At 71.7% G+C, this 19,875-nt stretch carries 17 protein-coding genes and 2 pseudogenes; 13 read left to right on the top strand and 6 right to left on the bottom strand.

Going from position 1 to position 19,875, the window contains the following annotated elements; all coding sequences use genetic code 11:
• Positions 1-233: 233 nt before the first annotated feature.
• Together disA and radA are read right to left on the bottom strand one after the other, a co-directional pair.
• The gene (gene disA / locus ACFY6U_RS43720) at positions 234-1,358 is read right to left on the bottom strand and encodes a DNA integrity scanning diadenylate cyclase DisA (RefSeq protein ID WP_351496953.1); all 1,125 of its coding nucleotides are present in this window, start codon (positions 1,356-1,358) and stop codon (positions 234-236) included.
• An 80-nt stretch (positions 1,359-1,438) separates the two neighbouring features.
• Positions 1,439-2,848 carry a DNA repair protein RadA gene (gene radA, locus ACFY6U_RS43715; RefSeq protein ID WP_390047521.1) on the bottom strand — a complete coding sequence of 470 codons (1,410 nt, stop codon included), beginning with the start codon at positions 2,846-2,848 and terminating at the stop codon, positions 1,439-1,441.
• Positions 2,849-3,058: 210 nt separating this feature from the next.
• Between radA and ACFY6U_RS43710 the strand changes: the two genes are divergently transcribed.
• Positions 3,059-4,756 carry a hypothetical protein gene (locus tag ACFY6U_RS43710; protein ID WP_390047519.1) on the top strand — a complete coding sequence of 566 codons (1,698 nt, stop codon included), beginning with the start codon at positions 3,059-3,061 and terminating at the stop codon, positions 4,754-4,756.
• A gap of 521 nt (positions 4,757-5,277) precedes the next feature.
• Here the strand turns inward: ACFY6U_RS43710 and ACFY6U_RS43705 are convergent.
• Positions 5,278-6,135 carry a hypothetical protein gene (locus tag ACFY6U_RS43705; protein ID WP_390047517.1) on the bottom strand — a complete coding sequence of 286 codons (858 nt, stop codon included), beginning with the start codon at positions 6,133-6,135 and terminating at the stop codon, positions 5,278-5,280.
• An 80-nt stretch (positions 6,136-6,215) separates the two neighbouring features.
• Between ACFY6U_RS43705 and ACFY6U_RS43700 the strand changes: the two genes are divergently transcribed.
• The 4 genes from ACFY6U_RS43700 (at position 6,216) to ilvD (ending at position 10,772) form a co-directional block, all read left to right on the top strand.
• Entirely contained in the window at positions 6,216-7,148 is a 933-nt protein-coding gene (locus tag ACFY6U_RS43700; RefSeq protein ID WP_390047515.1) for a Ppx/GppA family phosphatase, read from the top strand.
• A gap of 211 nt (positions 7,149-7,359) precedes the next feature.
• Entirely contained in the window at positions 7,360-8,190 is an 831-nt protein-coding gene (locus ACFY6U_RS43695; protein WP_351496963.1) for a sugar phosphate isomerase/epimerase, read from the top strand.
• Positions 8,187-8,810: a TetR family transcriptional regulator gene (locus ACFY6U_RS43690; RefSeq protein ID WP_390047513.1), complete on the top strand. Its 624-nt coding sequence runs from the start codon at positions 8,187-8,189 to the stop codon at positions 8,808-8,810. Before ACFY6U_RS43695 ends, ACFY6U_RS43690 begins: the two co-directional genes overlap by 4 nt.
• A 108-nt stretch (positions 8,811-8,918) precedes the next feature.
• On the top strand, positions 8,919-10,772 hold the full coding sequence (ilvD, locus tag ACFY6U_RS43685) for a dihydroxy-acid dehydratase (RefSeq protein WP_390047511.1): 1,854 nt from the start codon (positions 8,919-8,921) through the stop codon (positions 10,770-10,772).
• A 61-nt stretch (positions 10,773-10,833) separates the two neighbouring features.
• Here the strand turns inward: ilvD and ACFY6U_RS43680 are convergent, their stop codons facing one another.
• Entirely contained in the window at positions 10,834-12,966 is a 2,133-nt protein-coding gene (locus ACFY6U_RS43680; RefSeq protein WP_390047509.1) for a PQQ-binding-like beta-propeller repeat protein, read from the bottom strand.
• Positions 12,967-13,146: 180 nt separating this feature from the next.
• On the opposite strand from ACFY6U_RS43680, the gene ACFY6U_RS43675 reads away from it, so the two are divergent.
• The 8 genes and pseudogenes from ACFY6U_RS43675 to ACFY6U_RS43640 form a co-directional block, all read left to right on the top strand.
• Positions 13,147-13,467, top strand: a complete 321-nt coding sequence (locus ACFY6U_RS43675; RefSeq protein WP_390047507.1) for an SH3 domain-containing protein — start codon at positions 13,147-13,149, stop codon at positions 13,465-13,467.
• Positions 13,468-13,571: 104 nt separating this feature from the next.
• Positions 13,572-13,862, top strand: a complete 291-nt coding sequence (locus ACFY6U_RS43670; protein WP_390047804.1) for a peptidase — start codon at positions 13,572-13,574, stop codon at positions 13,860-13,862.
• Between the two features lie 56 nt (positions 13,863-13,918).
• Positions 13,919-14,425 (top strand): EamA/RhaT family transporter, encoded by a 507-nt coding sequence (locus tag ACFY6U_RS43665; RefSeq protein WP_390047505.1) that lies wholly within the window; start codon positions 13,919-13,921, stop codon positions 14,423-14,425.
• 113 nt (positions 14,426-14,538) lie between these two features.
• The gene (locus ACFY6U_RS43660) at positions 14,539-15,354 is read left to right on the top strand and encodes a class I SAM-dependent methyltransferase (RefSeq protein WP_390047503.1); all 816 of its coding nucleotides are present in this window, start codon (positions 14,539-14,541) and stop codon (positions 15,352-15,354) included.
• A 249-nt stretch (positions 15,355-15,603) separates the two neighbouring features.
• Positions 15,604-16,152: pseudogene (locus tag ACFY6U_RS43655) on the top strand (ABC transporter ATP-binding protein); the annotation flags it as partial.
• A 257-nt stretch (positions 16,153-16,409) separates the two neighbouring features.
• Positions 16,410-17,183 carry an ABC transporter permease gene (locus ACFY6U_RS43650; protein WP_390047501.1) on the top strand — a complete coding sequence of 258 codons (774 nt, stop codon included), beginning with the start codon at positions 16,410-16,412 and terminating at the stop codon, positions 17,181-17,183.
• Between the two features lie 80 nt (positions 17,184-17,263).
• Positions 17,264-18,076: a pyrroline-5-carboxylate reductase gene (gene proC / locus ACFY6U_RS43645; protein WP_390047499.1), complete on the top strand. Its 813-nt coding sequence runs from the start codon at positions 17,264-17,266 to the stop codon at positions 18,074-18,076.
• Positions 18,077-18,163: 87 nt separating this feature from the next.
• Positions 18,164-18,391: pseudogene (locus ACFY6U_RS43640) on the top strand (helix-turn-helix domain-containing protein); the annotation flags it as partial.
• Here ACFY6U_RS43640 and trpS read toward each other — a convergent pair.
• Both trpS and ACFY6U_RS43630 read right to left on the bottom strand, forming a co-directional pair.
• A complete protein-coding gene (gene trpS, locus ACFY6U_RS43635) occupies positions 18,310-19,356 on the bottom strand; it encodes a tryptophan--tRNA ligase (RefSeq protein ID WP_390047497.1) in 1,047 nt (348 codons plus the stop codon). The pseudogene ACFY6U_RS43640 and the gene trpS sit on opposite strands and share 82 nt — an antisense overlap.
• The gene (locus ACFY6U_RS43630; RefSeq protein WP_390047495.1) at positions 19,353-19,493 is read right to left on the bottom strand and encodes a hypothetical protein; all 141 of its coding nucleotides are present in this window, start codon (positions 19,491-19,493) and stop codon (positions 19,353-19,355) included. The genes trpS and ACFY6U_RS43630 overlap by 4 nt, the downstream gene beginning before the upstream one ends.
• Positions 19,494-19,875: the final 382 nt, after the last annotated feature.

The following is a 19,875-nucleotide window of genomic DNA, read 5'->3' as shown; positions in this document are numbered from 1 at the left end:
CGGCCGGAGTGCCCCGTCAGGGGCGCGGGGAACTGCGCGATCGGCCCACACCGGTCCGCGGCCGAGTGACTGGCGTGCGCAGGGTTTCGCTTGCCGGCGCTTGCCGGTTGCCGCCCGCGGCTGAGTAGAAGCGTCGGCCGGAGTGCCCCGTCAGGGGCGCGGGGAACTGCGCGGGCGGCCCCCACCGGCCCGCGGGCGCCGTGCGACCCAACTCACCCGGCTAGTTGGCGAAATCAGACATACCGCTCGAGAATCGACGACTCCGCCAGCCGCGACAGCCCCTCGCGTACGCTGCGCGCCCGGGCCTCACCGACGCCGTCGACGGTCTGCAGGTCGTCGACGCTCGCGGCGAGCAGCTTCTGCAGGCCCCCGAAGTGCTCGACCAGCCGGTCGATGATCGCCCCCGGCAGCCGCGGCACCTTCGCCAGCAGCCGGAAGCCGCGCGGCGACACCGCCGAGTCCAGCGTCTCCGGCGAGCCGGTGTACCCCAACGCCCGCGCCACCGTCGGCAGTTCCAGCAGCTCCGCGTGGCTCAGAGCGTCCAGCTCGGACAGCGCCTCGTCGACCGTGCGGGAGCGCTTCGCGGTCGGCTCGGGGACGTAGTCCCGGACCACCAGCTCGCGCTCCGGCTCCACCCCGGCGATCAGCTCGTCCAGCTGGAGGGCGAGAAGCCGCCCGTCGGTGCCCAGTTCGACCACGTACTCGGCGATCTCGGTGGCGATCCGGCGGACCATCTCCAGGCGCTGGGCGACCGCCGACACGTCGCGGACCGTCACCAGGTCCTCGATCTCCAGCGCTGACAACGTTCCCGCGACCTCGTCCAGGCGGAGCTTGTACCGCTCCAGGGTGGCCAGCGCCTGGTTCGCGCGGGAGAGGATCGCCGCCGAGTCCTCCAGGACGCGGCGCTGCCCCTCGACGTACAGCGCGATCAGCCGCATCGACTGGGAGACCGAGACCACCGGGAACCCGACCTGCTTGGAGACGCGGTCCGCCGTGCGGTGACGGGTGCCCGTCTCCTCCGTGGGGATCGTCGCGTCGGGTACGAACTGCACGCCCGCCCGGAGGATCTTCGACAGGTCGGAGGAGATCACGATGCCGCCGTCGAGCTTGCACAGCTCGCGCAGCCGGGTCGCCGTGAACTCGACATCCAGCACAAAACCGCCCGTGCACATCGCCTCGACCGTCTTGTCGAAGCCGAGGACGATGAGTCCGCCCGTGTTGCCGCGGAGGACCCGCTCCAGGCCGTCCCGCATGGACGTGCCCGGAGCCACGGCGCTCAGCGAGGCGCGCATCAGGCCATCGGAACCGGCACTCCCACCGGACTTTCCGGGAGCTCCTGCCCGGTCGTTGGCTGCCACTGCACTCCTCCGGTCGCAGGTTCTGAGGCGCTGCCGTCCCCGCACTCGGTTCGTACGGACGGGCGAGACCAGGGCAAAGTCTACCGGCGCTCCTCAGCCTCCCGTGGGGCCTCTCGCCGACGGGAGCGCGGCAGCACCCGCAGCGCGTCCCCCATGTCGGCTACTTCCAGGACCTTCATGCCCGCCGGGATCTTGCCCGGATCGCCCGGCACGAGCGCGTGCGTGAAGCCGAGCCGGTGCGCCTCCGCGAGCCTGCGCTGGACCCCCGTGACCCGTCTGACCTCGCCCGCGAGGCCGACCTCGCCGATGGCGACCAGGTTCTTCGGGAGCGGGGTGTCGCTGGCCGCGGAGGCCAGGGCGAGGGCGATGGCCAGGTCGGCGGCGGGCTCGGAGAGCTTCACGCCACCCACCGTCGCGGAGTAGATGTCCCGCTTTCCGAGCGCGCTGATCCGGCCCCGCTGCTCCAGGACGGCCAGCATCATCGAGACGCGGGAGGTCTCCAGGCCGGAGGTGGTGCGGCGCGGGGAGGGGATCTGGGAGTCGACCGTCAGCGCCTGCACCTCGGCGACCAGGGGGCGGCGGCCCTCCAGGGTGACGGTCAGGCAGGTGCCCGGGACCGGTTCGGCGCGCCGGGTCAGGAAAAGTCCGCTCGGGTCGGCGAGGCCCGTGATGCCCTCGTCGTGCAGTTCGAAACAGCCCACTTCGTCCGTGGCGCCGTAGCGGTTCTTGACGCCCCGGACCAGGCGGAGGCGGGCGTGCCGGTCGCCCTCGAAGTGCAGGACGACGTCCACCAGGTGTTCGAGGAGCCGCGGTCCCGCGATCGCGCCGTCCTTGGTGACATGGCCCACGAGGAGGGTGGACATGCCCCGCTCCTTCGACGCGCGGATGAGGGCGCCGGCCACCTCGCGGACCTGGGCCATGCCGCCCGGGGCGCCGTCGATCTCCGGGGAGGCGACCGTCTGGACGGAGTCCAGGATCAGCAGCGACGGCTTCACCGCGTCCAAGTGGCCGAGGACGGCGGCCAGGTCGGTCTCGGCGGCGAGGTAGAGGTGGTCGTCGATGGCGCCGATGCGGTCGGCGCGCAGCCGGACCTGGCTCGCCGACTCCTCGCCGGTGACATAGAGCGTGCGGTGCTCGTCGCTGGCCGACTTGGCGGCCACGTCGAGCAGGAGGGTGGACTTGCCGACGCCGGGCTCCCCGGCGAGCAGCACCACCGCGCCGGGGACCAGGCCGCCGCCGAGGACCCGGTCCAGCTCCGGGACGCCGGTGGTGCGGGCGGTGGCCTGCCGGCCGTCGACCTGGCCGATCGGCACCGCGGAGGTGGTGACCCGGCCGGGTGCTGTCGTACGCACCGCGGGCGCGCCGTACTCCTCGATCGTCCCCCACGCCTGGCACTCGGCACACCGGCCGAGCCACTTGGCCGTCTGCCAGCCGCACTCGGTGCAGCGGTAGGACGGACGGTCCTTCGAGGTCTTGGTACGGGCAGCCATGCGGAAACCGTAGCCCCCACCACTGACAGTGGGGCCGCGGTGGCCTGCGTGACAGGTGTGGGTGGACCGGTCCCGGCCACCCCGGGACGGGAAAGAGCCAGGGTAGAACAGGTTCCTGTCCCCGATTGAGGGATCGTTTCACCCGTACGGATTAAAAGAGCTCAAGCCGCCAGAAGGGGGCATACGGCGCCGCCTACGGTCGCACGGGTGATGAGCAGCAGTGCGGAGACCTCGGCCCGAACGACCGGCGCACACCGGGCACACCGGGAGGTGCGGACGGCGCGTGATCGTGCGGCGGCGCGTGCGCTGGCGCAGCGACCGCCGGCGCGCTACGAGCCGTACCTGGACGGGCTGTTCACCTACTGCCTCTCGGTGCTCTGCGACCACGACGCGGCCACCGCCGCGCTCGGCGACGTCATCGCCCTCGCCGAGCGGCGCGGCCAGCGCGTCCCGGAGGCCGCCGGGGACCGCAGGGCCTGGCTGTACGCGCTGGCCCGCTGGGCCTGTCTGCGCGGACTCGCCCAGGCCAAGCAGAAACGTCAGGCCACCCACGCGGCGGGCCGGCACCCCGCCCCCGACCCCGTGACCGTGGTCCCCGCCGACACCCAGGAGCAGCGGCGCAGCGAACTCGCCCTGCTCGCCTGGCCGGAAGCCGCGGGCACCTCCCCCGAGCAGCGCGAGGCGCTCGAACTCGCCGTACGCCACCACCTGGCCGCCCACGAGGTCGCCGCCGTCCTCGGCATGGACCTGGCCGGCGCCCGGGAGCTGCTCGCCTCCGCCGCCTGCGAGGTCGAACGCACCCGTGCGGCTCTCGCCGTCGTCGAGACCGGCGGCTGTCCGAGCGTGTCCCACCTCACCGGCGACAGCCAGCTGGTCCTCAGCAGCGCGCTGCGCCGCGAACTGGTCCGGCACGTCGACGACTGTCCGCGCTGCCGCCGTACCGCCGAGCGCGCCGCCCCCGGCCGGTGGCCCGGCGCGATGACCACGCCCGCCGAGCTGCCCGTCCTGGAGGCGCCCCGCGCGGCCCTGCACGTGGCCATGGCGCACCCGCCACGCGCGCGTGGCGCCGCCCCGCGCTTCGACCGGCGCGGCTTCCCGATGGACCCCAAGGACCGTGCGGCCCGCCGCGACCGGCTACGCGCGCGTGCCGTCACGACGACCGTCGTCGCCACGGTGGTGGCCGCGCCGGTGCTGGCCCTGTGGGCGGCGTACCGGGGCTCGCCGGCGGGGGAGGGCCACGAGGGACCGTCCGCGACCGCGCGGGAGGCCGCCGGCCCCGACGCGCTCGACGGCGACACGGGCGGGGGCTACGAGAACGCCGGCAACGCCAGCACCAGACCCGGGCCGCGCATCGGCAAGGACGGCAAGGCCGACGTGTCGGTGGAGGTGATCGGCGTCGCGGGAGCCGACCGTAGGAAGACCGGTGCGGGGCACCTCGCGGTGACGGCCGCGAACGACGGGGACACGACGCTGGTCACGCTCGCGGCGTCCGGGGACGCGGCGGTGCGGTGGTCGGTGTCGACCTCGGCGGCCTGGCTGTACTTCTCCCGGCCGTCGGGGACGCTCCGGCCGGGCGAGTCGTTCACGATCAAGGTGTACGTCGATCATCTGCGGGAGCCGGCCGGGCACTGGAGCGCGCGGGTGGCGGTGGCGCCGGCGGGGGCGGTGGTGTCGATCGACGGGTACGGGATGGCTCCCCCGGCGCGCCGGGGGCCGAAACCGCCGCCTGCGGGGAGGCCGACGCCGACACCGACGGCATCCGACCCGACGCAGCCGTCACCGCCGGTCAGCGATCCGCCGACGTCGAGCGATCCGACCCCGACACCCACCGACTCGGCCACCGCCGGCCCGACGGGGTCACCTTCCCCGACGGCGCCCGACAGCGAGACCCCCGCCCCGACACCGTGAGCCCCACCACCGCCCGACCTCTTCCACGGGCCCACTCCCTCGACCGGTCTCTTGGCTCGGCTGGTCTCTAGGCTCGGCCGGTTCCTTGGCCCAGTCGGTTCCTCGGCTCGGCCGGTCTCTTGGCCCAGTCGGTTCCTTGGCTCGGCCGGTCTCTTGGCTCGGCTGGTTCCTTGGCCCAGTCGGTCTCCTCGGCCGGTTTTTCGCCTCGGCCGGTTTTTTGCCTCGGGCGGTTTCTTGCCTCGGCCGGATACTTGCCCTGGCCGGTCTCTTGGACCGAGCGGTTCCATTCCCTGCCGGTTTCTTGCCTCCGCCAGTCTCCTTTTCCGCCGCGACGGTGCGCGGCCACGACGGTGGAGTTCGGCGGTGCCTGGCCGGGCAACAGCCGCCGTGGCGGGTTGCGGCGCGTCGGCGGGTGCGGTGTCGTCGTGGTTGGTCGCGCAGTTCCCCGCGCCCCTTTCGGGGCGCTGCGGTGAGCGTTGGTCGACCGGATCCGCCGCTCTTGCGGGGCGTTGCAGCGCGCGCTACTCGACCGGGTCCGCCGGATGGGGCGCCAGCAGGGGGAGCTGGGAGGTGAGGCGTTGTTCGCAGAGTTCTGCCAGGCGGTCGTAGCCTGCCTTGCCCATCAGTTCGGTCAGTTCTGCGCGGTACGAGACGTACACCGGGTCGCCCGCGCCGTGCGCAGAGGTCGCCGAGGTGCACCACCAGTGCAGGTCGTGGCCGCCGGGGCCCCAGCCCCTGCGGTCGTACTCGCCGATCGAGACCTGGAGGACCCGCGTGTCGTCGGGGCGGTCGATCCAGTCGTACGTCCGGCGGATCGGGAGCTGCCAGCAGACGTCCGGCTTGGTCTCCAGCGGCTCGCGGCCCTCCCGCAGCGCGAGGATGTGCAGCGAGCAGCCGGCGCCGGCGGCGAAACCGGGGCGGTTCTGGAAGATGCAGGAGCCCTGGTACGGGCGGGTCTGGCGGGAGCCCTCGTCGTCCTCGGAGACCCAGCCGTGCGCGGTGCCCTCGGCGTGGTTCTGCCAGATCTCCGGTGTGAGCCTCGCCACATGATCCGCGACCCGCTTCTCGTCGTCCTCGTCGGAGAAGTGCGCGCCCAGCGTGCAGCAGCCGTCGTCCGCGCGGCCCGCCTGGATGCCCTGGCAGCCGCTGCCGAAGATGCAGTTCCAGCGGGAGGTCAGCCAGGTCAGGTCACAGCGGAACACCTGCTCGTCGTCGGCCGGATCCGGGAACTCCACCCACGCCCGCGCGAAGTCGAGACCCTTCTCGTCCGCCGCGAGGGTCTTCTTCGGCGTCTTCGGCTGCTTCGGTGGCTTCGCCCGCGAAGAACCGTCGGCTGATTTGGCGGCCTTGTGGTCCTTCGTCTTTTTCGTCTTTGGCACCCGTCCAGGGTAAGTCGCCGAAGGCCGCTCCGGGGACTGCTCAGGGCCCGCCGTCAGCAGTGTTCCGTACAGTTCCGTACATGAGACTCGGTGTCCTCGACGTGGGATCTAACACGGTGCATCTGCTGGTCGTGGATGCGCACCCCGGCGCGCGCCCGCTGCCGGCGCACTCGCACAAGGCGGAGTTGCGCCTTGCCCAACTTCTCGACGGCAACGGGGCGATCGGCCCCGACGGCGTCGAGAAACTGGTCGGTGTCGTCCAGGACGCCCTGCAGGCCGCGGAGGACAAGGGAGTCGAGGACCTGCTGCCGTTCGCCACCTCCGCCGTGCGCGAGGCCACCAACGCCGACGACGTCCTCGCGCGCGTGAAGGCCGAGACCGGGGTCGAGCTCCAGGTCCTCACCGGCGCCGAGGAGGCCCGGCTGACCTTCCTCGCGGTCCGCCGCTGGTTCGGCTGGTCCGCCGGAAAGCTGCTGGTCCTGGACATCGGCGGCGGCTCCCTGGAGATCGCGTACGGCATCGACGAGGAGCCCGACACGGCCGTCTCGCTGCCGCTCGGCGCCGGCCGGCTCACCGCGGGCTGGCTCCCCGGCGACCCGCCGTCCGCCGACGACATACGGGCCCTGCGCCGCCATGTACGCGCCGAGATCGCCCGTACGGTCGGCGAGTTCACCCGCTTCGGCGCCCCCGACCACGTGGTCGCCACGTCCAAGACCTTCAAGCAGCTGGCCCGCATCGCCGGCGCCGCCCGCTCCGCCGACGGCCTCTACGTCCAGCGCGAACTCAAGCGGGGCTCGCTGGAGGCCTGGGTCCCGAGGCTCGGGGCCATGACCACGGCCCAGCGCTCCGCACTCCCGGGGGTGTCGGAGGGACGGTCGGGCCAGCTGGTGGCGGGCGCGCTGGTGGCCGAGGCCGCGATGGACCTGTTCGAGGTGGAGAACCTGGAGGTCTGCCCGTGGGCGTTGCGGGAGGGCGTGATCCTGCGGCGCCTCGACCACATGGGTTCCGCGTAAGCGCCCCCTGGGGGCGTGGGGCTGTATTCGACATGCGGCTCCGCCGCGCGGGCGCGAACGACCACGACGCCGCCGCACTCGCCGACGCACCGCAACCCGCCACGGCGACCGGGCGCCGGCCCCTCCCACCCGCGCTCGCCGGCGCGACCCCGGTCACACCGGAGAGCAGGCGCCCCCTGTCCACCCGTCTCCACCCCGTAACCTGTCCCTCGTGGCAAACCCAAGGGACGTCGTCCGCATCCCGGATGCGAAGGTCGCGCTCTCCACGGCCTCCGTCTACCCGGAGTCGACGGCGACGGCCTTCGAGATCGCCGCACGCCTCGGTTACGACGGCGTCGAGGTCATGGTGTGGACCGACCCGGTCAGCCAGGACATCGAGGCCCTGCGCCGGCTGAGCGACTACCACCGCATCCCGATCCTCGCCGTCCACGCCCCCTGCCTGCTGATCACCCAGCGGGTGTGGTCCACCGACCCCTGGGTCAAGCTCCAGCGGGCCCGGGCCGCCGCGGAGAAGCTGGGCGCGAGCACGGTCGTCGTCCACCCCCCGTTCCGCTGGCAGCGCCAGTACGCCCGCGACTTCGTCGAGGGGATCTGGCGTATGGCGAACGAGACGGATGTGCGGTTCGCGGTGGAGAACATGTACCCGTGGCGCTACCGCGACCGCGAGATGCTCGCGTACGCCCCCGACTGGGACGTCACCAAGGACGACTACCGGCACTTCACGATCGACCTCAGCCACGCCGCGACCTCCCGTGTCGACGCGCTCGCCATGCTCGACCGCATGGGCGGCCGGCTCGGCCACGTCCACCTCGCCGACGGCCGCGGCTCCGCCAAGGACGAGCACCTGGTGCCGGGCCGCGGCACCCAGCCCTGCGCCGAACTGCTGGAGCGGCTCGCCGTCACCGGCTTCGACGGGCATGTCGTCATCGAGGTCAACACCCGGCGCGCGATGTCCGGCGCCGAGCGCGAGGCGGACCTCGCGGAGGCCCTGGCCTTCACCCGCCTGCACCTGGCCTCGGCGGTGAAGGTGCCCCGCCGGTGACCAATGCCCCGACCGGCGACGGCGCGGGTGCCCGCCGCCGCGGCCGACCCCCGCGCGCCGAGTCGGCCGACACCCGGGACCGTATCCTCGTCACCGCCCGCGAGGAGTTCTCCGAACACGGCTACGAGAAGACGTCCGTACGCGCCATCGCCAAGGCCGCCGGGGTCGACTCCGCCCTGGTGCACCACTACTTCGGCACCAAGGAACAGATCTTCGAGGCCGCCATCGCGGTCGCCTTCGCCCCCGCCCTCAACGCGCCCGTCGCGATCGCCGACGGCCCGCTGGACGGCGTCGGTGAGCGGCTGACCCGGTTCATCTTCGGTATCTGGGAGAACCCCACCACCCGTACGCCCCTCCTCGCGATCGTCCGCTCCGCCGTCAACAACGAAACGGCCGCCGCCGTCTTCCGCCGCCTGATCGCTTCCCAGCTGCTGCGCCGGATCGCCGGACAGCTGGACCTCCCGGACGCCGAGCTGCGCGCCGAACTGGCGGCGGCACAGCTGATCGGGTGCGCGATGCTGCGCTACGTGATCAAGGTGGAGCCGCTGGCGTCCGCGGACCTGGAGCAGATCGTGGCCAGGGTCGCCCCGGTGGTGCAGGGGCATCTGACCGGGCCGTGACCAGCCCCGCTGAGACATGTGTCCCGCATTCCGGACACCTCGTCCCGAGCCGTGGTCAACGGGCGTACGCTCGTTAGCAGCCCTATCTGTCTGAAGGAGCGAGCGACGATGCCCGAGCTGAGGTCCCGCACAGTCACCCACGGCCGCAACATGGCGGGCGCCCGCGCCCTTATGCGCGCCTCCGGTGTACCGGGTGCGGACATCGGCCGCAAGCCGATCATCGCCGTCGCGAACTCCTTCACGGAGTTCGTGCCGGGCCACACCCACCTCCAGCCGGTCGGCCGGATCGTCTCCGAAGCGATCAAGGAAGCCGGCGGCATCCCGCGCGAGTTCAACACGATCGCCGTCGACGACGGCATCGCGATGGGCCACGGCGGCATGCTGTACTCCCTCCCGTCCCGCGACCTGATCGCCGACTCGGTCGAGTACATGGTCGAGGCGCACTGCGCCGACGCCCTGGTCTGCATCTCCAACTGCGACAAGATCACCCCGGGCATGCTCATGGCCGCCCTGCGCCTGAACATCCCGACGGTCTTCGTCTCCGGCGGCCCCATGGAGGCCGGCCGCGCGACCCTCGTGGACGGCACGGTCCGCACCCTCGACCTGGTCGACGCGATCTCCGACGCGGTGAACGACAAGATCTCGGACGAGGACATCCTCCGTATCGAGGAGAACGCCTGTCCGACCTGTGGCTCCTGCTCCGGCATGTTCACCGCCAACTCGATGAACTGCCTGACGGAGGCGATCGGCCTCTCCCTCCCCGGCAACGGCTCGGTCCTGGCCACCCACACCGCCCGTAAGCAGCTGTACGTCGACGCGGCCCGCACGGTCATGGACCTCACCCGCCGCTACTACGAGCAGGACGACGAGACGGTCCTGCCGCTCAACATCGCGACCTTCGCCGCGTTCGAGAACGCGATGGCCCTGGACATCGCGATGGGCGGCTCCACCAACACGATCCTCCACCTGCTGGCCGCCGCCCAGGAGGCGGGCGTCCCCTTCGGCCTGGAGGAGATCAACGAGGTCTCGCGCCGGGTCCCCTGCCTGGCCAAGGTCGCTCCGAACGTCGCGAAGACCCGCACGTACTACATGGAGGACGTGCACCGCGCCGGCGGCATCCCCGCCCTCCTCGGCGAACTGCACCGCGGCGGCCTCCTCAACGAGGACGTGCACTCCGTCCACAGCCCCTCCCTCGCGGACTGGCTGAAGACGTGGGACGTGCGCGGCGGCTCCCCGTCCCCCGAGGCCGTGGAGCTGTGGCACGCGGCCCCCGGCTGCGTCCGCTCCGCCGAGGCGTTCTCCCAGTCCGAGCGCTGGGAGGCCCTGGACGAGGACGCCGCGGAGGGCTGCATCCGCAGCGTCGAGCACGCGTATTCCCAGGACGGCGGCCTCGCGGTCCTCAAGGGCAACCTCGCCGTCGACGGCTGCGTGGTCAAGACGGCCGGCGTCGACGAGTCGATCTGGACCTTCGAGGGCCCCGCGGTCGTCTGCGAGTCGCAGGAGGAAGCCGTCGAGAAGATCCTCAACAAGCAGGTCACCGACGGCGACGTGGTCGTGATCCGCTACGAGGGTCCCAAGGGCGGCCCCGGCATGCAGGAGATGCTCTACCCGACGTCCTTCCTCAAGGGCCGCGGCCTCGGCAAGACCTGCGCGCTGATCACCGACGGCCGCTTCTCCGGTGGCACGTCGGGCCTCTCCATCGGCCACGCCTCCCCGGAAGCGGCCTCCGGCGGCACCATCGCCCTCGTCGAGGACGGCGACCGCATCCGCATCGACATCCCGAACCGCACGATCGAGCTCCTCGTCGACGAGGCCGAGCTGTCCCGCCGCGAGCAGGCCCTGAACGGCGTGTACGCCCCGAAGAACCGCGACCGCAAGGTCTCGGCGGCCCTGCGCGCCTACGCCGCGATGGCCACCAGCGCCGACAAGGGCGCGGTCCGCGACGTGACGAAGCTGGGCTGAGCCCCGCCGCAATCCCGGAAGGGGCCGCCTCCTCAGGGGGCGGCCCCTTCTTTTCGCGCTGCTACCAGGCGCCGGGATCCGCCGCGTCGACGGCGAAGACGGTGCCGTCGGGGGCAGTGGCGTAGAGGTGGGTGTCGAGGAGCAGGGGGGCGGGCAGGGCGGCGGTGACCTGGCCCGAGTTCGTGCCGAGGCGCGCCGGAGTCTGGCCGACGAGGGTTCCCCTGCGTCTGTCGACGGCGAGCAGGCGTCCGTCGGCGGCGGTGAAATAGACGTGCCGGTCGTCGGTCACGGGCGCCGAGCCCCGGCTCACCGACGTCTGGAGCTCCCAGAGCTGCTTGCCGCTCTCCAGGTCGACGGCCTCCAGCGAGCCGCCGGCGGACAGCAGATAGACGACATCGCCGCGCACCGTGGCACCCGGAGCCACCCGGGGAACGGGCAGCGCCACCCGGCGGGTCGCCCTCGCGTCCGGTGTGTAGCGCACCACCGCGTCCGTCTCCCCGGCGGTGGTGTCCACGGACAGCAGGAAGAGGGACCCGCCCGCGCTCCCGACCGGCCGCAGATCCCCCGTCAGCCTGGCTCTCCAGCGCTTGGCACCGGTGACCGGATCCAGCGCGGTGACCTGGGTTCCCGTCCCGTCGGCGGCGGTACCGGCCGCGTACACCAAGGGATCCCCGGCGAACGAGCTCAGGGACGGCGTGCCGCCGCCCGAGACGGGCAGGGTCCACCTGGTGTGACCGGACTTGCCGTCCATACCGGTGATCACCCCGTTGGCCCCCACGGCCAGCAGCATGCTCTTGGTGAACTCCATGACCTGGTTCGCGGGCATGTCCTGCTTCCAGCGCGACGCACCCGAGGTGGGGTCGAGCGCCTCCACCTTCCGGCCGCCGTGCGTCGGCAGCAGCAGGAGGCCGCCGGACAGGTACGGCGAGCCGCTCGTACGTTCGTCCGCGACCCTGTGCCGCCACAGCAGACGGCCGTCCGCCGGATCGAGGGCAAAGGCCAGGCCGGACCGGAAGCACAGCAACTTCCCCGCACCGGCGACGCACTGGGGCATCCCCGAACCGCCCTTGGCCACCGGCTCCGCCTGCCACGCCTCGAACGCGGCCGCGGAGCCGTGCACCGTGCTGCCCACCGGCGTCGGATCGCCGCCCCCGAGCCACAGTGCCGAGGCGAGCACCCCACCCAGGACCAGGACACCCGCCCCGGCGGCCACCACCACGCGCCGCCATGTCTTGCGCGCCTGCCTGGGCTTCAGCGCTTTCTGCTCCGGTACGGCGGCAGGAGGCTCCTTTTCCTGCGGAGGCCCGTCGCCTTCGCCGCCGACCATGACCCGCTGTGCCGGTATGAACGCCTGCGTGTCGTACGACGCCGACAACGACCGCAGGCCCCGCATCAGTTCGTCGGGCGTCGGCCGGTCCTCGGGCTCCTTGGCGAGGCAGCGCATCACCAGCGGAGCGATCTCCTCCGGTACGCCGGTGAGGTCGGGCTCGTCGTGCACGACCTGGTAGGCCACGACGTACGGGCTGTCGGAGTCGAACGGCCCTTGCCCTGTCGCCGCGTGCACCAGCACCGACCCGAGCGCGAAGATGTCGGCGGCGGGCCCCACTTCACGCGGCCGCCGGAACTGCTCCGGTGCCATGAACGGCGGCGTACCGATCAACTTTCCCGTCTCGGTACGCAGTTCGCTGTCTTTCGGCCGGGAGATACCGAAGTCGATGACCTTGGGACCGTCTTCGGCGAGCAGCACATTGCTCGGCTTGAGATCCCGGTGCACCACGCCGACCCTGTGAATATCGCCCAACGCCTCCGCCAGCCCGGCCATCAGCCGGCGCAACTGGGCAGGAGGCATCGGCCCGTTCCGCTTCACGTGCTCGGAAAGGGTCGGGCCGGGAATGAAGAGGGTGGCCATCCAGGGCCGTTCGGCCTCGGGATCGGCGTCCACGACGGGTGCGGTGAAGGCGCCGCTGACCTTGCGTGCGGCGGCCACCTCCTGCCGGAAACGGCCCCTGAACTCACGGTCCTTGGCGTATTGGGCGTGCACGACCTTCACCGCGAGCTTCAGCCCCGAGGTGCTGCGGGCCAGGTGCACCACGCCCATCCCACCGGAGCCGAGGCAGGACTCCAGGCGGTAGTGCCCGGCGTACTCGGGAAGTTCCGCTTCCGCGCCCGCTCCGGTGTTGCGCTGTGGCGTCAAGGGACCACCCCCGTGCTGTTTCCGCGGAGCGCGACTCACGGAGCCTAGTCGATGACTCGTACGAGACAGAGGCGGCTTGCTAGCCTCCGCGTGCGAGTTACGCACATGTGTTTCGTGGCTCGAATGAGGGGAATCAACGGGACTCCATGGAACTCATGGGTCCAGTGGGGGGAGCAGTACATGTCTGTTGATCACACGCAGGAAGCCGAGAACAGCGCCGAGGGGGAGGCTGTCTCGACGCTGGCCGCATCCGTCAAGACGTACGCGGTCGCCCCGGGCGTCCGCCTCAACGTCCGCAGCGGCCCGGGCACCGGCTACGGCATCACGCGAACCCTCCCCGAGGGCACCCGCGTCCCGATCTTCTGCCAGACACCCGGCACGACGGTGTCCGGCTACTACGGCACATCCAACATCTGGGACAACATCGACAACGGCGAATACGTCTCGGACGCCTACGTCCACACCGGCAGCGACGGCTACGTGGCCGACCGCTGCGCCTGATCCGATTTCGCGATCCGGTCTTAGGACTCCGGAGGACTCGTATGACATCGCTCAGACGCAGATCCACCCTCTTCCTGGCAGCGGCCACCGGCAGCGCCTTCCTCATGCTCATCGGCTCCGCCGCCACCGCGAACGCCGCCGCCAGCGTCCGCTACTACGCCATCGCCCCGGGCGTCCGCCTGAACGTCCACGACGGCCCGGGCACCAGCTACAGCATCACCCGCGTCCTGCCCGAGGGCGCGCAGGTGCCGATCTACTGCCAGACCCCGGGTTCGACCGTGTCCGGCTACTACGGGACCTCGAACATCTGGGACAACATCAGTAACGGTGAGTTCGTCTCGGACGCCTACGTCCACACGGGCAGCGACGGCTACGTGGCCGACCGCTGCGCCTGACCCGACCGGTCCGACCCGACCCGGAGCCCGTGGGCCCCCGGCGCCATAATCGTCCCGTGAGCGACGAACCAGGCACCCCGGACACCCCCGCGGGCTCCACCGGCGGACCCCGCCCCGAGCCCCTCCGTTTCTTCGGTACGTCCTGGGTGAACCACGACGACGGCTACACCGCCCGCCGGATCGGCGTGGCCGTGGGCTCGCTCGCCGCGGCCGCCGTCTCCTGCCTGGTCCTGCGCCTCGCCTACGAGGGCGTCCAGCTCGCCGACACCGGCGCCTTCGTGACCGTCCTCGTCGTCGCGATGTTCGCCATCTGCAGCGCCCTGGCCTTCCGCCACACCTGGGAGTCCTTCGGCAAGCGCCCCGACCCCGAACGCCAGGCCTCCCTGCGCGGCCTCCTCGCCATCGGCTTCGTCGGTTCGCTCCTCGCCTACTTCTTCCGCTCCCTCACCGAAGCTCCCGGCGAGAAGCTCCACCGCGCCGAGTACGACACCGCCGTCCAGGAACACGAACGCCGCACCACCCGCCGCTCGGGCAACCCGTCGAAGAAGAAGCGGAAGCCCTGAGACCCACGCGCGGTCGAGAAAGGGGAGCACGGGCGGGGTAGCCGACGCGCCGGATCCGGCCCACCCCCGGAAACCCCTGTCGTCCCCGCCCCGCCCGCCGGGACGATGGCCGTATGACCACAGGCCAGTCGCAGTCGCAACCCCGAAACCTGACCCCGGACCCCGCCCCCACCCACGCCGCACGCGCGCGCTCCTTCAACGCCGCCGCGGCCCAGTACGCCGCGAACCGCCCCTCCTACCCGCCCGCTCTCCTCGACGCCGTCGAGGAGGAAGCCGGCCGTTCCCTCAAGGGGGCCCGGGTGGTCGACGTCGGCGCGGGCACCGGCATCGCGACCGCCCTCCTGCACGCGCGCGGCGCCGACGTGGTCGCGGTGGAGCCGGGGGAGGGCATGGCGGCGCAGTTCCACGCCACCAGCCCCGGCATCCCGATCGTCCGCGGCAACGGCAACGCCCTTCCGCTCGCCGACGCCACCGCCGACTTCCTCACCTACGCCCAGGCCTGGCACTGGACCGACCCGGCCCGCTCCGTGCCGGAGGCACTCCGCGTACTGCGTCCCGGCGGGGCGCTGGCGCTGTGGTGGAACACCAGCGCGCTCGACGTCGACTGGATCGCCGACGCCTCCGACCGCATCGCCCGGTTCTTCGGCATCGACGTCAGGGCGGAGCAGCGCAAGTCCGCCGACCGCACCGATCTCGCAGACCCCAGCGGCCGGCTCCGCTTCGCCCGGGGCGAGGTCCGCTGGAGCCGCCGCGTCCCGGTCGACACCCACCTCGCCAACATCGGCAGCCACTCGGCTTTCCTCGTCACCTCCGAGGACCGCCGCACCGCGTTCCTCGCCGAGGAACGCGCCCACCTCCTGGAGATCTTCCCCGACGGGGTCGTCGAGGAGACGTACGACGTCCTGCTGCTCGTCGCCCTCAACACCTGAGCGTTGCCGACGGCGACCGGCCCGCGGCAGCGACTCGGCCGCGGGCCGGTGGGGGCTGGTCGCGCAGTTCCTCCCCCAGCCTTCGGCCGGGGTACCCCCAGCGCCCCTACAGGGGCGCTACAGCCGCGGGCAGTCGTGCCGCCGGGGCGGCCGGGTGGGCGCGGGCGGCGCCCGGCCGGCGCCGGTGAGCGTCCCCCACCGGCCACCCGGCCCTTGACGGCTCACCTCCACCCGCGCATTATTCATCACATGGTGAATTACTCGCCGGAGCCGCCCGAGGCCCCCGGCAACCCAGCCCTGCCCTCCGCCATCCAGGCCGCCGGACTCACCGCGGTCCGCGGCCCCCGAACCGTCCTGCGCGGACTCGACTTCACCGTCCCGCGCGGTCAGATCACCGGCCTCCTCGGTCCCTCCGGATGCGGCAAGTCCACCCTGATGCGCGCCGTCGTCGGCACCCAGGCCAAGGTCACCGGCACCCTGAACGTCCTCGGCCGGCCCGCCGGACACCCCTCCCTCCGCACCCGCATCGGCTACGTCACCCAGGCCGCCTCCGTCTACGACGACCTGACCATCCGCCAGAACCTCGACTACTTCGGCTCGATCCTCGACCCCACCCGCCCCACCGCCGTCCGCCGCGCCGACGTCGACCGCGTCCTCGGCGAAGTCGACCTCACCAGCCACGCCGACGCCCTCGCCGGCAACCTCTCCGGCGGCCAGCGCAACCGCGTCTCCCTCGCCGTCGCCCTGCTCGGCAGCCCCGAACTCCTCGTCCTCGACGAACCCACCGTCGGCCTCGACCCCGTCCTGCGCCGCGACCTCTGGAACCTCTTCCACTCCATCGCCGTCACCCGCGGCGCCACCCTCCTCATCTCCTCCCACGTCATGGACGAGGCCGAACGCTGCCACCGACTCCTCCTCATGCGCGAGGGCGAGATCCTCGCCGACGACACCCCCGAGGCCCTGCGCACCCGCACCGGCTCCGACACCGTCGAGGCCGCCTTCCTCCACCTCGTCGACGAAGCCGCCGCCAACTCCCGCACGAAGGAATCGGCACGATGACCTCTCAGCCGGCCACCATCCCCGTCAGCGCCCTGAATCTCTCCCGCACCACCGCCACCGCCGCCCGCGTCCTGCGCCAGCTCCGCCACGACCCCCGCACCATCGCGCTGCTGCTCCTCGTCCCCTGCCTGATGCTGGTCCTGCTCCGCTACGTCTTCGACGGCAGCCCGCACACCTTCGACAACATCGGCGCCTCGCTCCTCGGCATCTTCCCGCTCATCACGATGTTCCTGGTGACCTCCATCGCCACCCTCCGCGAACGCACCTCAGGCACCCTCGAACGCCTCCTCGCCATGCCCCTCGGCAAGGCCGACCTCATCGCCGGCTACGCCCTCGCCTTCGGCATCCTCGCGATCATCCAGTCGGCCCTCGCCACCGGCCTCGCCGTCTGGCTCCTGGGCCTCGACGTCACCGGCTCCCCCTGGCTCCTGCTCCTGGTCGCCCTGCTCGACGCCCTGCTCGGCACGGCCCTGGGCCTCTTCGTCTCGGCCTTCGCCGCCTCGGAATTCCAGGCGGTCCAGTTCATGCCCGCGGTGATCTTCCCCCAACTCCTCCTCTGCGGCCTCTTCACCCCGCGCCCCGAGATGCACCCCGCCCTCGAAGCCGTATCCGACGTCCTCCCCATGTCCTACGCCGTCGACGGCATGAACGAGGTCCTCCACCACGCCGACATGACCGCCACCTTTGTCAGGGACGTCCTGATCGTCGCCGGCTGCGCCCTGCTGGTCCTGGCCCTCGGAGCGGCCACCCTGAGGCGACGCACGGCCTAGGGCCACCGACGCCCTACGGCGAAGTCCGGCCAGCGGACAGACGACCCCCGCCCCGGCCCCCCGGTGCCAGACTGAACCGCATGAGTCAGAAAGTCGCAGTCCTCGGCACCGGCAAGATCGGCGAAGCCCTGCTCAGCGGAATGATCCGCGCCGGCTGGGCGCCTGCCGACCTCCTGGTCACCGCCCGCCGCCCCGAACGGGCCGAAGAACTCCGCGCCCGCCACGGAGTCACCCCGGTCACCAACCCCGAGGCCGCGAAGACCGCCGACACCCTGATCCTCACGGTCAAGCCCCAGGACATGGGCACCCTCCTCGACGAACTCGCCCCGCACCTCCCCGCCGACCGCCTCGTCATCAGCGGCGCCGCGGGCATCCCCACCTCCTTCTTCGAGGAGCGCCTCGCCACCGGTACCCCGGTCGTCCGCGTCATGACCAACACCCCCGCCCTCGTCGACGAGGCGATGTCCGTCATCTCCGCCGGCACCCACGCCACCGAGGCCCATGTCACGCACACCGAGGAGATCTTCGGCGCCGTCGGCAAGACCCTCCGGGTACCCGAGTCCCAGCAGGACGCCTGCACCGCCCTCTCCGGCTCGGGCCCGGCGTACTTCTTCTACCTGGTCGAGGCCATGACCGACGCCGGCATCCTGCTGGGCCTGCCCCGCGACAAGGCCCACGACCTCATCGTCCAGTCCGCGATCGGCGCCGCCGTGATGCTCCGCGACAGCGGCGAACACCCCGTCAAACTCCGTGAGAACGTCACCTCGCCCGCCGGCACCACCATCAACGCCATCCGCGAACTGGAGAACCACGGCGTCCGCGCCGCCCTCATCGCCGCCCTCGAAGCCGCCCGCGACCGCAGCCGCGAACTCGCCTCCGGCAAGAAGGACTGACGGCCCAACGGGGGTGGTCACCGCGCCGCGGCCACGATCTCCTTCGTGGCCGGCACCGCGCCAAGCCACCCCCGTGCGGGGAACTGACTCCTCGACCAGCGCCTCGCCGCGGCTCGGAGACTCCTCGAACGAACCGACCTGCCCATGCCCGAGCTCGCCCGCCGCGCCGGGTTCGGCAGCGAGGTCACCATGCGCCGGCACTTCGCATCGCGCCTCGCCACCAGCCCCCGCGCCTACTGCGCCGCGTTCATCGCCGGCTCGGCCGTCACCGGGCCCGAGACGGTGCCCGGCGGCAACAGCCCGATCGCCCGGTAAGCCGTATCGACGATCGGCCGGGCGATCGCCCGAGCCTTCTCCGCCCCATGCCGCAGCACCCCCTCCACATATCCCGGATCGGCACACAACTCCTTGTGCCTGGCCTGCACGGGCCTGAGCGTCTCCAGCACCGCCTCCGCGGTCGCCTGCTTCAGAGCGCCGTACGAATCGTGAACGGTTGCCAGTGACTCAGGGTTCCCGCCCGTGCACGCAGCGAGAATCTCCAGCAGATTCGCGACCCCCGGCTGCTCCTCCCGGTCGTACACGACCTCCCGACCGCTGTCGGTCACGGCCCGCATGACCTTCTTCCGGATCACGTCCGGTTCGTCGAGGAGATAGACGATCCCCGGCCCGGAGTCATCGCTCTTTCCCATCTTCGAGGCCGGATCCTGCAGGTTCATCACCCGCGCCGCCACCGTCGGCACGGTCGCCTTCGGCACCACGAACGTATGCCCGTACCGCTGGTTGAACCGCACCGCCAGATCCCGGGTCAGCTCCACGTGCTGCGCCTGGTCGTCCCCGACCGGCACCTCGTCCGCCCCGTACGCCAGGATGTCCGCCGCCATCAGCGCCGGATACGTCAACAGGGACAGCCGCACTCCCCGCCCCCGCGCCCCCTCGCTCGCGACCTTCTCCTTGTACTGGATCATCCGCCGCATCTCACCGTCGGTCGCCACGCACTCCATGACGTACGACAGCCGGGTGTGCTCGTCGACATGGCTCTGCACGAACACGGTGCACAGCTCCGGATCCAGCCCCGCCGCGAGCAGCAGCGTCGCCGCCTGCCGGGTGAGCCTGCGCAGCCGGGCCGGATCGTGGTCCACGGTCATGCCGTGCAGATCGACGACACAGAACAGCGCGTCGGCCTGGTGCTGGTCCACGGCGGCCCACTGCCGCATCGCTCCCAGGTAGTTCCCCAGTGTCAGGTGCCCGGTCGGCTTGATCCCGCTGAAGACCCGTGTCATTCCCTCTCCACCTCCTGGTCGAGGCCGCCGTCCCCGGCGGCCGGCCCTCGGGGGTTCTGGAGGGAGATACGCGAACGGCCGCCGAGGCGGCGGCCGTTGAATACGTACGTGAGCGCGGCCGCCGTCAGGCGGGCCACCACTGCTGGGTACACGTACGCGTAGTCATGCCGTCCACCATACGCCGCCGGGGTGCCGTCCCTCCGTAAGTTGACACGCCCCAACCGGATACGTACTGTTCTCCGAGTTGTCCGACGTGAGCGCCGACCCCGGTCGGTCCCCGGACAGCCATTCCGCAAGTACCTGCCAGCAATCGGCGACACGTCGTCGGGGGCTTTCGCATGCGTATATGTGTAATGAGGAATCCACGTTCGAAAGGACGGGGCCCCGATTAGCTCGGAGGCCGGGAATCCGCTAAAGTCTCACTCGTCGGAACGGCCCAACAGCCGGGAAGACAACTCCCGCTGACTGGGAATCAGACGCCGAAAGGATCTGATAGAGTCGGAACCGCCGGAAAGGGAA

It is taken from the genome of Streptomyces sp. NPDC013157 (assembly GCF_042899865.1).
Classification (GTDB): domain Bacteria; phylum Actinomycetota; class Actinomycetes; order Streptomycetales; family Streptomycetaceae; genus Streptomyces.
This window is presented reverse-complemented; position numbering and strand designations above follow the sequence as displayed.

Coding starts and splice junctions, on each gene's coding strand:
- radA (WP_390047521.1), bottom strand. CDS start 2,848: ATGGCTGCCCGTACCAAGACCTCGAAGGACCGTCCGTCCTACCGCTGC.
- ACFY6U_RS43710 (WP_390047519.1), top strand. CDS start 3,059: ATGAGCAGCAGTGCGGAGACCTCGGCCCGAACGACCGGCGCACACCGG.
- ACFY6U_RS43700 (WP_390047515.1), top strand. CDS start 6,216: ATGAGACTCGGTGTCCTCGACGTGGGATCTAACACGGTGCATCTGCTG.
- ilvD (WP_390047511.1), top strand. CDS start 8,919: ATGCCCGAGCTGAGGTCCCGCACAGTCACCCACGGCCGCAACATGGCG.
- ACFY6U_RS43675 (WP_390047507.1), top strand. CDS start 13,147: ATGTCTGTTGATCACACGCAGGAAGCCGAGAACAGCGCCGAGGGGGAG.
- ACFY6U_RS43670 (WP_390047804.1), top strand. CDS start 13,572: ATGCTCATCGGCTCCGCCGCCACCGCGAACGCCGCCGCCAGCGTCCGC.
- ACFY6U_RS43660 (WP_390047503.1), top strand. CDS start 14,539: ATGACCACAGGCCAGTCGCAGTCGCAACCCCGAAACCTGACCCCGGAC.
- ACFY6U_RS43650 (WP_390047501.1), top strand. CDS start 16,410: ATGACCTCTCAGCCGGCCACCATCCCCGTCAGCGCCCTGAATCTCTCC.
- proC (WP_390047499.1), top strand. CDS start 17,264: ATGAGTCAGAAAGTCGCAGTCCTCGGCACCGGCAAGATCGGCGAAGCC.
- trpS (WP_390047497.1), bottom strand. CDS start 19,356: ATGACACGGGTCTTCAGCGGGATCAAGCCGACCGGGCACCTGACACTG.